Origin of the sequence: Bacteroides celer, assembly GCF_002632415.2 — a bacterium.
Lineage (GTDB): Bacteria > Bacteroidota > Bacteroidia > Bacteroidales > Bacteroidaceae > Bacteroides.
This window is the reverse complement of the sequence record NZ_CP178209.1, coordinates 1,987,164-2,001,861: the sequence shown is the minus strand read 5'-3', so window position 1 is coordinate 2,001,861 and position 14,698 is coordinate 1,987,164. Positions and strand designations below refer to the sequence as shown.

Genomic DNA, 14,698 nt, shown 5'->3' with positions numbered 1-14,698 from the left:
TGATTTAATTTGAGGTTTGACGAACCATTCGTATAGTTCCGTCTTCATTATAATATAATTTGTCGACACACACTGAACGCAGATTTCCTTTTCCACCGGACAAAGCACCGTTGTGATAAAAAGCGTACCACTGCCCTTTGTATTCTACAATAGAACCATGATTGGTTTCGATACCGGTACCTTCCATATAAATTCCCCTGTACTTCCATGGTCCTAACGGATTGTCACTTGTTGCATAATTCATGCGGTTCCCACCCGGCTGGTGGTTATCCGAATAAGACAAATAATAAATGTCCTTATATTTATGTATCCAAGTAGCTTCATGAAAATCAACAAGCCCTTCCATCAATCGCAAAGGTTCGGCCAATTCCATCATATTTTCTTTTAGTTTCGCTCCCATACAACGACCGCCACCACCGAAATAGAAATACGCTTGTCCATCCTGATCAACATATACACAGGGGTCGATCATGGCAAATGTATCACCCAATCCTTCTATATACCCTTGTACTTTAAACTCACGATCCGGATATTTACTGGTAGCCACTCCAATCTTCCAGGTGTGATTCCAGTCTGTTCCGCTTGGATGCGGAAAATAGTAATAATAGGTTCCATCCTTATAAGCACAGTCCGGTGCCCACATAAATCCCCCTTCTTTTCTTCCCCAAGGCACTTGTGATGAGTTTAGAATCTCACCATGATCTTTCCAGTTTATCATATCATCCGTAGAAAACACATGATAACGATCCATCAAATCACATCCCCGGGGAGGATTTACATCATGGGAAGCATAGATGTATAAGCGGCCATCTTCCCAAACATGGGCCGAAGGATCAGCAGTAAACAAATGAGTTATAAAAGGATTTCTGCTTACAGTATCCATTTTTTCCACATCCTCCCAGTTATCCGTACGAAACGATGAAGCCGGTAAACCATATACATCAAAAAGACTTCCTTCCACATAATCTTTATATCCATAGCGAATAGCTACAGGAACCGGTACCTGGTCACAGGTCACTGCCAACAGTCCTCTCCGTCCTTCCACTATAGCCCTCGCGGGATAAAACTTACGATCACTTCCCGCCATTTCAAATCCTTCTAATTCTACTTCAAGCGGAGCTACTCCTTCCGGCACATTATCAAAATTGACATATACCTTATTACCTTCGATACTCATAGAATGATAGACAGGACCGGAATAACCAAAGGAATTCCGCTGATAAGTTTTAGCCAATGCCCAATATGCCAATCTCTTACCCACTTCTTCTTTTTTTGCCGGATGGATTTGTGTCTTAGCTCCAATATCCATAGTTACAGCCATACCGCAATTAGGCACAATTTTCATCATTTCCAACTGTGCTTCCCGAATGCCCGGCGCTCCCTTTTTCTCAATACCTCCATAAGTATATGGAGCTATCTGCACATAATAGAATGGAAAATCACCCACTCCAAAATCTTTCCGCAGTCCGGCTACAAAAGCAGGCATCAGTCTTTTATAAAGCTGAGGGTTGTAACTGTTGCTTTCTCCCTGATACCAAATCATTCCTTTAATAGTATAAGGTATCACAGGGGCAATCATTCCATTATACAAAGAAGAGGTATTCGAATCAGTGACTTCGTCTTTAAATGGCGCAACAGCTTCTTTTGACATCCACGCCTGTACACGGGTACCTCCCCAATCTGAAATCACCAAACCGATCGGAACCTCCAATACCTCATTCAGATAACGGGCAAAGAAGTAAGCTGCCGCACTGGTTTCAGCTACGCCTTCCGGAGTATGTTCATTCCAAACACCGCCACATGTATCTAAAGGTACAGGCGAAGGATTCTTTTTAACAGTAAACATACGTATGGGAGTTTCTTTACGGGCCTTCACTAATATATCTTGTGCACCTTCCACAGGTTGCCGATGAAATCCTTTCATTGGCATCTCCATATTAGATTGTCCTGAACAGAACCAAACTTCACCAATCAATATATTCTGCAACGTTGTTATTTCACCATCATCAAACATGATTTCAAATGGTCCTCCGGCCGACGGAGTCATTACCTGAATACTCCATTTACCGGATGTATCCGCACTAGTCACGTATTTCTTTTTATTCCATGAAGTTATCACTTTGACTTGTCTGGAAGGAGAAGCTGTTCCCCAAAGATTTACGGTAGTCTGCTGTTGCAGCACCATATTATCTCCCAATACAGTCGGAAGCTTTACCTTAGCTGACACCGATTGTGATAAAATAAATGCCAGGACAATTAAGATAGATTTTGCTTTCATCAGATTATATTTAAAATTAAACTTTTCGGCAAAGGAAAGAATGCCGACTTAAACAAAGGCTTAAATAATCGCATAATTGAGAGCTTAAAATGCGTGTACATGATATTTTAAGCGCATTTTTTTCTTATATCGGTTAATGAATCATCCACGATGCATTTACATTCAAACACTTACCTTTTACCCGGATTATCAATGGATAGCATGGCCTCACTGCCATATCCCCCGCTCCCGGACCATCATTGACAGTAGGATTGGAAGGGATACCCGATGCCTTCCCCAATACAACTTCAATCTCTTCTATTCCGGGTAGTTCAAAAGTGATTTCGGCAGAAGGAGTATGACAAATAAAGCCATGTTGATAATGCCAGACCATCGTTCCCTGAATACATTGATGCACTTCCGAATCATTCAATAAAATAGCTGTGCCTTCTCCCTGCAATAATGGTTTTTCATTGAACATTATCACATATTCGTATAGATGTTCATCAGTTGATTCACACATAAAAGTATCCTTCAGCAAATTACCGGATAGCTTCATTTTGCGTATCATTTTCACTCCCGGATAAGCTTCATCTATTTCAGCTGCCGCATGAGTATCATCGAATGCAATCAGTTTTCCTTTCTTGTTCTTTTGATCTTTAGCGTCCACCAATACAGTGCTGTGGGATAATGTCCGTTTATACCATTTTAAATAATCAGGAATACCATAACCTGAAGTCCCAAAATCAGAAACTAGTTCCGTTTTTCCATTATGGAGAGTAAATGAGAGTTTATCAGGATGTTCATGCCCACGTTCATTGCCACTGTATTTCAACACAACCGTCTTATCTCCGCTACGAAGCAGACAAAATCCGGAAGTATCAAATAAATAACTCTTTTGAATAAGCGGAGTTCCGGATGAGGGTATAGCTTTCCCACTAAGCAATGCAGCCGGATCAAGGCGTTTCTTTCCGGCATAGATTTTTTCCAATACTTCCTGTAAAAGCGGATCATGCAAACGAACATTTGCTATCTCATAAAGCGCAGACTGTGACAACAGATTGGCTCCATACCATCCGTCACTATGTGCTGGAAACGATAAATCAGGATAGACTCCTTTCACTGGTTCGACAAACATAGCATGCATATCTTCATCATACAAATTTATATTTCTGCATCTTACCGCCTCTGCTGTTTTCAGTAAAGCCTCCAATGGATAATAATGATAGTGGGGAGAACCCTCATTTATCCACCCGTCTTTATTCAGATGCCGCTTCAGAGTATTCCGATAACCCTCTTTTTGATTCACTGCTATCTCAATAATCGAGTCTTTTTCCAATGCAACTCCCAAAGCCGCTAATCCACTGTTCAGCCACATCTGCCAGTTTCCTTCGGCAGGACGATGTAAAAGCAAGTCAACAGCCGGTTTCAGATATCCATTCTCTATTATTTCTTTTTCTTTTTTTATCAGCGTCTTTTTTATTGCGCCATATACCATTGCTATATCTGTAGCCCAACTGGATTCATCCAAACTTTGCGCAAATGCCTTTCCACTATGCTGATAGGTTTCTTTTCCGGCTGCATCATGTACCTTATAATTCGGGTACCTGGCAGCATAATCCAGTAGCATATCCCGTATGTAACCGGCATACTCTTTTCTTCCCGTAGCTAAATAGAGATATGTACAATTGACCATATAATCACGGTTCTTCATGTGAAGCATATAAATCCATGCACGGTCATAGCGTTCAACACCCGCCCAGTCTTTCCCACAAGCAGAGCAGTAATGTTGATTTGGTTTATTCCAATCGAATGTGAACAGCAAATTATGCTTCGGACAGAAATAATGATGAAAATGTCCTCCTTCTTTTACAGGGACTTCCAACGAATGTTTTCTCCGTTCCACCACTTTCTCTTCCATGTCTTTTATTATCTCTTTCCCCCATTCTACCTTGGCAGAAAGCCGTATATTCTTTTCATCCTGTTTAGAGAAAAAATAAAAATCTTTTTTCTCACCGACTGTACTTCCCCATGCTGATATAATGCAGTTCTGACAGATGAACAGCCCGATAATAATATTTTTCTTTATCATAGTATTATAATTTCCAGTTTCCTGTATAATAAGCAATAGCTAATTCTTTTATCTGTTTTTTGTTTCCGGTCCTCATCAAATGATTTTCTATATCCTTAAAAAGATAATATTGCAACCAATAACCATAATGATACCGTTCACGAACAGATGCCGGATTCATCCATTTAGCATACCAAAGAGTCTGTACTCCCATCTTCTTCGCCACAGCAACTGCATTTTCTACACGTTGCCACATGTCATCTGCCATCCTTTGCATCAAAGAGACATAATCTTCATAACGATAATTCGAAATATCAATTAAATCACAACGGTCATCTATTCCCAACGCCTTTAAAGTAACGGTTTCTTCAAAAACTTTATCACCATCCCAATCATATTCAATACAATCAAAGAATCCATTGCCATCCATATCGGTATACCTCACAGTAGCAAGAACTTCAGGATCTTTGTTCAACCACATACGATCCCATCCTTGATAAAAGAAACTATTCTGATCAACTCGCCAAATTCCCTGTTCAGCACCATAAAGATGTAACCGTCCATCAAACCGGCTTATATACAACTTCCCATTACCTGAATTATCCATATCCCACTCACCCCGATCTCCTGCTGCATCTGATTGTTTGTTATTATCAATCCCGCCAGCTTTCCAACCCACTTTGAAGGGGTCTGCCGGATCATAGAACTCTACCCTCTCCCAACGATTACAATCATCATCTTCGTCAAATACAAAATTAACACGTGTCCACTTCCCTCTGTTGAATATAAGATCAAGAGCACTTTCGTGGTTAGGATAGATAAGTTCCGTCATCAGCCGGTAACGGGCATCTACAAAGAATTTGTCAGCTTCGGGCAATCCGCGCAGGTTTTTGATCGGATGCTTCTGATCCTCGTAACTAAACCCCGGTCCTTGGAAGCCTATGGTAAAGTCAAAGTCAAACTCATTTCCCGGAGCATTATCATTATCCATATCAACAGCAATTGACACCCAGTCTATATTTCCGCTCAACTGCGAAGTTTTATACGATGCATCTTTTACTTTGGGAGAATCTACCATACGGATTGCCATTTCCGTCAATCCATCGTGATCCGGATCATAAAAGAGAAACGGATTTTCCCAATTCAACCGTAAATCCTTCATGTCATAAGTGGGAGTATGTATTTTCATAAAGGCTGTATGTCCGCTATAATCTTCATAAAAATTCGATATGCCTTGTTTATCCCAACAACGTAATTCAAAGCTATTCCAATCTATATAATTGAATATATTATCCTTATCAAGATCCATCATTATCATATAATGTCCACTTCCCCAGCTGTCTTTTCCGTTTACTGTCGGATACTCTATCACAAACTGCACATCAGCACGACCGTCATTATCCGTATCCACCCAGTCAATCACTAAATCGTAGATACCATCTTTATTACGGTCTATCAACAAGCAATCGTTTATCATATCACCCTCAATATCTCCCACCTTCATATTTCCATCATCATCCAACCAAAGGATAGGCGTGTCATTTCGGGTAACAGACTTAATAGCATCCGGAGTACCATCATTGTTTAAATCCAGATATTCTACCTTATAATCTACAGGTGGTAAGGGCAACCGAAGAGAAGTTATTTTCAACCCTGTATTCCAGTATGTTTGTGCAGAAACAGAAACCGCACACACACTTAACGCAAATGCTAACAAAAATTTCTTCATACTAACTTTTAATTGTTTTTTAGCAAAGAAAGCAGGAAGAGCTTAATCAACGGCTTAAACAAACACTTAAGAAAATGCTTAAAATAAATAGTTATCAATAAAGCCGATATTTTTTCCGTAACATCGTTTTTTAATCCTTTAATTATTATAAATTTGCATTCAAGTTTGTAAATCTAATCATTCACAGCACAATTATGATGAAAAACTCACTTTGGAGGATTATACTTATACTCTTTATCTCTCTTCAATCCATATATGCCACCAATTATGGCTTATATTTTAATTCGCATAATGTTCCCGGCGACCGTCGGACATCATTACTGCTCAATAACAACACACCCTTTGAATTAAAAGAAGAAATCACTATTGACTTTCAAATAGAATTGAGAGATGAGGCTTTATTCGGAACCTTATTCCATATCCGTACAGATGATGGTCAAGACATTGATGCTGTATTTTCCGTACACGACCATGGGTTATATTATCCGGCCTTAATTATTAATGACAATATGAAGTCAATGGACTATCAAGTACAGAAGAAAGAAAAAACATCCATACGATTCACATTATCGAAAAAAGAAAATAAAGCTACATTTACCTACAATGGAAAGACGCTTTCGTGCGGTATTCGTCTGAACGCAACAAAAAATGTGACCATTATATTAGGTATTCCTTTGTTACCTAACCGCACCGATGTAGTTCCGATGAATATATATGACCTAAAAATATCACAAGACAAACAAGATACATTTTATTGGGAATTAAAGAAGCATAACGATAGTATTTGTTATGATTTTATCCAACAGGCACCGGCAGTAGCAGTCAATCCACACTGGATTATCAACGATCACGTCGAATGGAAGAAGATCTATTCTTTAAAAACGATGGATAAGATTCAGACGGCTTTCAACCCGAAAGATAATATTTTCTACCTGGTAAGTAACGATAAGATGACCTGTTTCTCTCCCGGTACTGATAACACTGTCACTACAACAATCAAACATGGCCATCGGGCTATGGTATATGCTGATTATCTGCAATATGACACTCTCAACAATTCATTGCTGTCATACAATCTGGAGCAAAGGTTAGTCTCCCGTTATAATAAAAAATCACAAAGTTGGAGTCTTGACAAAGAGGTTATTGACGAACCTGCATATAGCGGACATTCATGGGCTGTTTGCGATAGCGTTGCATATACTTTCGGAGGTTATGGATTCTATCTTTTTAGAAATTCGTTATTCAAATTGAACCTGAATACAAATGAAATAACTGAATGTGCATATAGTCCTGCTATTACCCCCCGCACATCTACTGCATCAGCCGTTGTTGACGGAAAACTGTATGTATTCGGTGGAAGAGGTAATGAAAGCGGAAAACAAGAATTTGCCTCTGTATATTACTATGACCTATATGCCATAGATCTCAAAACAATGAAATCAGAGAAAATATGGGAAAAGGAAAATACAGAAGGAAAATTCATTTTAGCATCCAGCATGTATTATTCTCCACAAGACACTGCCTTCTACGCAGCATGCACTCATGAATATGGCATGTTGATAAAAATTTCATTAAACAAACCGGAATGGACTTTCGTTTCACGTTCCGTCAACAGACCTATTGCGTTTAAAGATGGGGTGTTTAGTTTTTATTATGCACCTTCATTCAATAAAATGTATCTGTTAACAGACTGGGTTCTTAACGACTACAGCCATGATATAACTATTTATTCTATTGACTGCCCGCTCTTCTCTGATAACACAATTGTGCAAGAGATACCGGAAGAGACTTCCCTGCCGATAAAAACAATTTTGTTATGGACAACCGTTGGTATGATACTGATTCTTATTGCTGCCCGGATATTCGTGAAGAAAGAAAAGAGTAAACACATAACCGGCACAAAGAAAGAAACAAGTATTATAGAAGAGAAAGAACAGGAAGGAATTGCAGTTATAAAGAGAGTAGACGAGACGGTATATTTCAGTCGGGAGAAATCCTCTATCTCTTTACTTGGAGGTTTTGCCGTAAAAGATAAAGAAGGCAATGATATAACTTTCGATTTTACACCTCTGACCAAGCAACTACTTCTCATGTTGCTATTATATACTGAAAAGGATAAACGGGGCATTTTAGCTAAAAGGCTGGACTACATGATATGGGCAGACAAAAACGAAGATGCTGCCCGAAACAATCGCAATGTCTATCTACGTAAACTCCGTGCTTTGCTGGAAAAAGTTGGTCAGATAGAAATTCTGAATGATAAAAGTTTCTATAGTATTAAATGTGGTCCGGATGTATTCATCGACTATAATGAGGCATTGAAACAGATTCAGAATATGCAAACGACTAATAAGGATGGTGAACAACTGAATAAAACACTTGAACTCCTTCTTTATGGTCCTCTATTACCTAATACTCTTTACGAATGGTTGGATGATTTTAAAGAAAGCTATTCCAGTCTTTCCATTACATTACTCACCAACCTCCTTTCGAGTAAACTGGAGACCAAAAATTATGATTTGGCACTGCGTATTGCCGACACGATTTTCCTGCATGACCCATTAAATGAAGAAGCCCTTTCTGCCAAATGTGTGGCACTATGTGAAAAAAGGATGAAAGGAATGGCTTTGAATGCGTATGAGAAGTTCTGCAAAGAATATAGCGAAAGTTTAGGTGAAGAATACAAAATTTCCTTCACCAATATATGTAGTTGCAATAAGGAACGATGCTAGTTTGAGCTGAAAAATCAATAAGCTAATATCCTATATTACTCCCAATATTATATGAATAGTTATTGGGATAATATCACAAACCTAAAGCCTTTTCCAGCCGACCTTCGAGACATGCACTCAAGTCAGTCGTAACAAACTTCCCATTATAAAAAAGAGAAAAGATAGTGGCTGGGGCAGGTGCATTTTGTGCCTGTTCCATGGTTTCCAATTCTATTATTTTTAATGGAACGCCTTTGTTCTTGGTTGCACTGACCAAAGAACCACGAACATGGAATTCAGTAAACGGACAGCGATGGGTATAATAAACGACCACTCCATCCCGGTCAGGACACTCACCAGTCAACACACTGTCGTTGAATGAAGGATCGGGAGCTGCCGGATTTATTTTTAAAGCTAAAAGGCTGAATCCGTAAGGAAGTTTCTCTATGGTTTGGAAACCTTGTCGCAGCAACCACTTCGTATCGCTCATAAAATGAAATTTAGAAGTGCCTACCACAGTAACCAAACCATCTTTTCCCTGTAATTTTGCATCGTCAATAGCAGACTGCAACAAAGCCTTACCATGTCCGCATCCTTTATATTTACCCGATACCCAAAAACAATTTATCATCAGATAATTAGGAGCACTGACAGGCACCCACGCTTTTTCAGCAGGAACATATTCGATGAACACTTTTGCCCGTTCATCAATACGCCTGAAAACATAGCCATTGGCAAACTCTTTTTTCAACCATTCTTTTTTTAACTCATAACTATCTTTGCATTTCTTATCCGAAAAAGCACAGCATATATGTTCGCCCGCAATATTCTCCTTCGTCAAAGTGATGTAATTTGTTTCCATAATATTCTATTAATAGGTTGAAAATAACATATTTATAAACACTCATTGATTATGAGTTACCCAAAAATCGCCAAGCTAATATTCTGCTGCTTTTAGTCCCCTGCTGCATCCTGATAATCTTATACTCCGATGCATTCACAGACTCCAATTTAGCACATAGCTTTTCAAGATTCTTTTCTTTAGAAACCAGGCTGGTAAACCATCCACAGTTTTTCTGATATTTCTGACTCTCGGAAATCATATTCAGTATAAAACGGATTTCTCCACCCTCACACCAAAGCTCATTCGCACTCCCGCCAAAATTTAACTGTACTTTTTTCACTTTCGCGCCTTTCAGACTGCTTAATTTACGCAAGGTCCCGTCTTCCGCTTCTTCCTTCGAACTATGAAACGGAGGATTACAGATCGTAACATCAAAATACTCGTCAGGCATGATAATTCCATCAAAAACCTTCCGACTGTCTTTTTGAAGTCGCAAATCAATCTTATGTGCCAGCACCGGATTACAAGTCACTATCTTTCGTGCATTCTCAATGGAAACCGGATCAATGTCACTCCCAACAAATGTCCATCCGTATTCTGTATGCCCTATAATCGGATAAATACAATTTGCACCTACCCCAACATCCAGGCATCTACATTTCGTTTTCTGTCCATTTGAGTCCTCTTCCTGCAAATCTTTAACTCCCCCATCCGACTGAATGAGATCAGCAATATAATGAATATAATCCGCTCTTCCGGGAATGGGTGGACACAAGTATTGCTTCGGAATATCCCAGTATCGGATGCCATAATAACTTATCAATAATGCTTTATTCAATGCTTTCACCGCTTGCGGATTAAAAAAGTTTATAGTTTGTATTCCAAAAGGATTAAGCGATACGAATTTCTTAAGCGGAGGGTAATTTTCTATCAACAATGGAAAATCATATTGACCATTGTGCTTATTTCTTATATGTAACTCGCCTTTTTCTGCCATGTCGGCAAAGATACAGAGAATTTTCCTGTCTGCAAATTTTCCCTGTTAATACACTAAATTGGTTTCAAATCAGCAAACAAGATTTTTCTCTTTTCAGCTCTTTCAATACTGAATACCTAGAAAACATATTAAAATAAAAAAGCACCCATAAGGTCCTTTTCAGATTCCTTAATTGGGTGCTTTATTTTATAATGCATTGATATTCAATGCTTAAAAGCGGAGAGACAGGGATTCGAACCCCGGGTACCTCGCAGTACAACGGTTTTCAAGACCGCCGCAATCGACCACTCTGCCACCTCTCCAAAACTCCTTTATCAGAAGTGCTTTCCGTTGAAAGCGGTGCAAAGGTACGAATCATTTTTAAATCTGCAAACATTCTGATATTTTTTTCGCGAATTAATCGTATTTTTGCAGTTCATTAGTAAGAACAGAAATATGATATACCCTCAAAACTTTGAGCAAAAGATAGGATTCGACCAGATAAGACAGTTACTAAAAGATAAGTGCCTCAGTACTTTAGGTGAAGAAAGAGTTACAGACATGAACTTTTCCGAGCAACATGAAGAGGTTGAGGAGAAATTAAACCAAGTAACAGAGTTTGTCCGCATCATCCAGGAAGAGGACGGATTTCCCGATCAATTTTTCTTTGATGTCCGTCCTTCGCTAAAACGTGTGCGAATAGAAGGAATGTATTTGGACGAACAAGAATTATTTGACCTACGCCGTTCATTAGAAACCATCCGTGACATTGTACGCTTTCTGCATCGGAATGAAGATGAAGAAGAAAACAATACCCCCTACCCTAGCCTGAAACGACTGGCAGGAGATATTGCCGTGTTCCCGCAACTGATAGGGAAAATAGATGGCATCCTTAACAAATATGGAAAAATCAAGGATAATGCCTCTACCGAATTAGCCCGCATACGTCGCGAACTTGCCAGTACGATGGGAAATATTTCCCGTTCATTAAACAGCATCCTGCGTAGCGCGCAGTCCGAAGGATACGTGGACAAAGATGTAGCTCCCACCATGCGTGACGGACGTCTGGTGATTCCAGTTGCCCCCGGACTCAAGCGAAAAATCAAAGGTATCGTACACGATGAATCCGCCAGTGGAAAAACTGTGTTTATAGAACCGGCGGAAGTGGTAGAAGCCAACAACCGCATCCGTGAACTCGAAAGTGATGAACGACGTGAGATCATTCGCATCCTTACCGAGTTCTCGAATATCCTTCGTCCATCTATCCCGGAAATTCTTCAATCATACGAATTTCTGGCGGAGATAGATTTTATCCGTGCAAAAAGCTACTTCGCCATACAGACCAATAGTCTGAAACCCGCCGTAGAGAATGAACAACTACTGGATTGGACGATGGCCGTGCATCCTTTATTACAACTTTCATTAGCCAAACATGGAAAGAAAGTCGTACCACTGGATATAGAGCTCGATCAAAAACAACGTATCCTTATTATATCCGGACCGAATGCCGGAGGTAAGTCCGTCTGTTTGAAAACAGTTGGTTTGCTGCAATATATGCTGCAATGCGGTATGCTGATTCCCTTGCACGAACGTAGTCATGCCGGTATATTCAGCAGCATCTTTATCGATATTGGTGATGAGCAATCTATTGAAGATGATTTGAGTACCTACTCTTCTCACTTGACCAACATGAAAATCATGATGAAGAGCTGCAACGAACGGAGCCTCATCCTGATTGACGAGTTCGGTGGAGGTACGGAGCCGCAAATCGGAGGTGCTATTGCCGAAGCCGTACTGAAACGTTTCAACCAGAAAGGAACATTCGGAGTCATCACTACCCACTACCAGAATCTGAAACATTTTGCTGAAGATCATGAAGGAGTAGTGAACGGAGCCATGCTTTACGACCGTCATCTCATGCAAGCACTTTTCCAATTACAAATCGGAAATCCGGGAAGTTCGTTCGCCGTAGAAATTGCACGAAAAATCGGACTACCGGAAGATGTCATCGCAGATGCTTCGGAAATCGTAGGAAGCGAATATATCAATGCAGACAAATACCTTCAGGACATTGTGCGCGACAAGCGTTACTGGGAAGGAAAACGTCAAACTATCCGTCAACGGGAAAAGCACATGGAAGAAACCATTACCCGTTACCAGACAGAGATAGAAGAATTGCAAAAATCCCGGAAAGAGATTATCCGGCAAGCAAAAGAAGAAGCGGAACGCATGCTTCAGGAATCCAATGCCCGCATTGAAAATACGATTCGTACAATAAAGGAAGCGCAAGCCGAAAAGGAAAAGACGCGCCAGGCACGTCAGGAACTGACAGACTTCCGTACTTCTCTGGATGCATTGGCATCTAAAGAGCATGAAGAGAAGATTGCAAAAAAAATGGAGAAACTAAAGGAAAAGCAAGAGCGGAAGAAAAACAAGAAGAGTGAACCGAAAGCTGCAGTCTCTTCTCCATCAAGTGCCCCTAAAATAGTGCCGATTGCAGTAGGAGAAAATGTAAAAATCAAAGGACAGACAAGCGTCGGCCAAGTGATGGAAATCAGTGGTAAAAATGCGACTGTTGCTTTTGGAAGCATAAAAACGACCGTAAAAATAGACCGTCTGGAACGTGCCAATCATACGCCCAAGACGGAAGGGATTGCAAAAAGCACTTTTGTCAGCAGCCAGACACACGATCAGATGTATGAAAAGAAGCTTAGCTTCAAACAGGACATTGATGTACGCGGAATGCGTGGGGATGAAGCCTTACAGGCAGTCACCTATTTTATTGATGACGCCATATTAGTCGGCATGGATCGTGTACGTATCCTTCACGGCACAGGAACGGGAATACTTCGTACACTTATCCGCCAATATCTGGCCACCGTACCGGGAGTCAGCCACTATGCCGACGAACATGTACAGTTTGGCGGTGCCGGAATCACAGTAGTCGATTTTGACTAACACGTAAACAAAACGTTCAAAGAACTTGTTCTCATTTAGAAAACCACTACCTTTGTTACAGTGGTTTTCTAAAACGAGAATAAAGCATGAAGAATAATCTGTTAAGCGAAAAGCTTATTTATACAGGAGAAAGTCTTACTCCTACCCATTTACATCTTTGTACTTACAATGCTACCGAGATGCAGGAAAGTTCTAGTGATACTTTTCAAGCCATCAAAGGTACGCTGAACAACGATCAAATCAACTGGCTACAGATACACGGAATGAAAAATACAGAAACTATCCGGGAAATCTGCAGTCATTTCGAAATAGACTTCCTTGTCTTACAGGATATATTAAATGCGGATCATCCGACCAAGATAGAAGAGCATGATAAATACATTGTTCTGATCTTAAAAATATTCTATCCGAACGAACATAAAGAAGAAAATGAACTGGACGAACTGCTCCAACAGCAAGTCTGCCTTATCATAGGAAATAATTATGTACTGACTTTCCTCGAAAAAGAAACTGATTTCTTCGATGATATCAGTTCAGCCTTGCGTAATGATGTCCTGAAGATACGCAGTCGTCAAACAGATTATCTGCTTAGCGTACTGCTCAACAGCGTGATGGGAAACTATATTTCAACCATCTCTTCCATCGATGACGCACTCGAAGATTTGGAAGAGGAACTGCTTACTATCACCAACGGAGATGACATCGGTATCCAGATTCAGGCATTACGACGCCAATATATGCTAATGAAAAAAGCAATCCTCCCCTTGAAAGAACAATATATAAAGCTACTGAGGGCAGAAAACCTGCTCATCCATAAAGTGAACCGCGCCTTTTTCAATGATGTAAACGACCACCTACAATTTGTATTACAAACCATCGAAATCTGTCGGGAAACCCTTTCTTCATTAGTCGATCTTTATATCTCCAACAATGATTTACGTATGAACGATATCATGAAGAGGCTGACCATCGTATCCACAATTTTTATTCCTTTAACATTTCTGGTTGGAGTATGGGGAATGAATTACAAATGGATGCCGGAACTGGAATGGCAGTACGGGTATTTATTTGCCTGGATTGTAATGGCAATTATCGGTATTATTGTATATTTGTACTTCAGAAAAAAGAAATGGTATTAACAAAAACACATCA

The 14,698-nt window shown here is 39.9% G+C and carries 8 protein-coding genes, 1 tRNA gene and 1 pseudogene; 3 read left to right on the top strand and 7 right to left on the bottom strand.

Features of this window, described 5'->3' with window-relative positions; genetic code table 11:
• Nucleotides 1-4 precede the first annotated feature (4 nt).
• The 4 genes and pseudogenes from CJF29_RS07700 to CJF29_RS07685 form a co-directional block, all read right to left on the bottom strand.
• Entirely contained in the window at nt 5-883 is an 879-nt protein-coding gene (locus CJF29_RS07700) for a family 43 glycosylhydrolase (RefSeq protein ID WP_099147441.1), read from the bottom strand.
• Between the two features lie 417 nt (nt 884-1,300).
• Nucleotides 1,301-1,924 (bottom strand): annotated as a pseudogene (locus tag CJF29_RS07695) (sialate O-acetylesterase); the annotation flags it as partial.
• 487 nt (nt 1,925-2,411) lie between these two features.
• Nucleotides 2,412-4,349, bottom strand: coding sequence for a heparinase II/III family protein (locus CJF29_RS07690; RefSeq protein ID WP_255299436.1), 1,938 nt, complete (start codon nt 4,347-4,349; stop codon nt 2,412-2,414).
• A 4-nt stretch (nt 4,350-4,353) separates the two neighbouring features.
• A complete protein-coding gene (locus CJF29_RS07685; RefSeq protein ID WP_255299437.1) occupies nt 4,354-6,057 on the bottom strand; it encodes a hypothetical protein in 1,704 nt (567 codons plus the stop codon).
• Nucleotides 6,058-6,251: 194 nt separating this feature from the next.
• Here CJF29_RS07685 and CJF29_RS07680 point away from each other — a divergent pair, with 194 nt between their 5' ends.
• Nucleotides 6,252-8,789, top strand: coding sequence for a kelch repeat-containing protein (locus tag CJF29_RS07680; RefSeq protein ID WP_099147435.1), 2,538 nt, complete (start codon nt 6,252-6,254; stop codon nt 8,787-8,789).
• A gap of 73 nt (nt 8,790-8,862) precedes the next feature.
• Here CJF29_RS07680 and CJF29_RS07675 read toward each other — a convergent pair whose 3' ends face one another.
• The 3 genes from CJF29_RS07675 to CJF29_RS07665 all read right to left on the bottom strand — a co-directional run bounded on the left by CJF29_RS07675 (nt 8,863) and on the right by CJF29_RS07665 (nt 10,911).
• Entirely contained in the window at nt 8,863-9,630 is a 768-nt protein-coding gene (locus tag CJF29_RS07675) for an N-acetyltransferase (RefSeq protein WP_099147436.1), read from the bottom strand.
• A 49-nt stretch (nt 9,631-9,679) separates the two neighbouring features.
• Nucleotides 9,680-10,609: a 23S rRNA (adenine(1618)-N(6))-methyltransferase RlmF gene (rlmF, locus tag CJF29_RS07670; RefSeq protein WP_099147437.1), complete on the bottom strand. Its 930-nt coding sequence runs from the start codon at nt 10,607-10,609 to the stop codon at nt 9,680-9,682.
• A gap of 217 nt (nt 10,610-10,826) precedes the next feature.
• A tRNA-Ser gene (locus CJF29_RS07665) sits at nt 10,827-10,911 on the bottom strand.
• Nucleotides 10,912-11,044: 133 nt separating this feature from the next.
• On the opposite strand from CJF29_RS07665, the gene CJF29_RS07660 reads away from it, so the two are divergent.
• Both CJF29_RS07660 and corA read left to right on the top strand, forming a co-directional pair.
• Complete coding sequence (locus CJF29_RS07660) at nt 11,045-13,546, top strand: endonuclease MutS2 (protein WP_099147438.1); 2,502 nt, start codon at nt 11,045-11,047, stop codon at nt 13,544-13,546.
• Between the two features lie 86 nt (nt 13,547-13,632).
• Complete coding sequence (gene corA / locus CJF29_RS07655) at nt 13,633-14,685, top strand: magnesium/cobalt transporter CorA (RefSeq protein ID WP_099147439.1); 1,053 nt, start codon at nt 13,633-13,635, stop codon at nt 14,683-14,685.
• Nucleotides 14,686-14,698: the final 13 nt, after the last annotated feature.

Coding starts and splice junctions, on each gene's coding strand:
- CJF29_RS07700 (WP_099147441.1), bottom strand. CDS start 883: ATGGATACTGTAAGCAGAAATCCTTTTATAACTCATTTGTTTACTGCT.
- CJF29_RS07690 (WP_255299436.1), bottom strand. CDS start 4,349: ATGATAAAGAAAAATATTATTATCGGGCTGTTCATCTGTCAGAACTGC.
- CJF29_RS07685 (WP_255299437.1), bottom strand. CDS start 6,057: ATGAAGAAATTTTTGTTAGCATTTGCGTTAAGTGTGTGTGCGGTTTCT.
- CJF29_RS07680 (WP_099147435.1), top strand. CDS start 6,252: ATGATGAAAAACTCACTTTGGAGGATTATACTTATACTCTTTATCTCT.
- CJF29_RS07675 (WP_099147436.1), bottom strand. CDS start 9,630: ATGGAAACAAATTACATCACTTTGACGAAGGAGAATATTGCGGGCGAA.
- rlmF (WP_099147437.1), bottom strand. CDS start 10,609: ATGGCAGAAAAAGGCGAGTTACATATAAGAAATAAGCACAATGGTCAA.
- CJF29_RS07660 (WP_099147438.1), top strand. CDS start 11,045: ATGATATACCCTCAAAACTTTGAGCAAAAGATAGGATTCGACCAGATA.
- corA (WP_099147439.1), top strand. CDS start 13,633: ATGAAGAATAATCTGTTAAGCGAAAAGCTTATTTATACAGGAGAAAGT.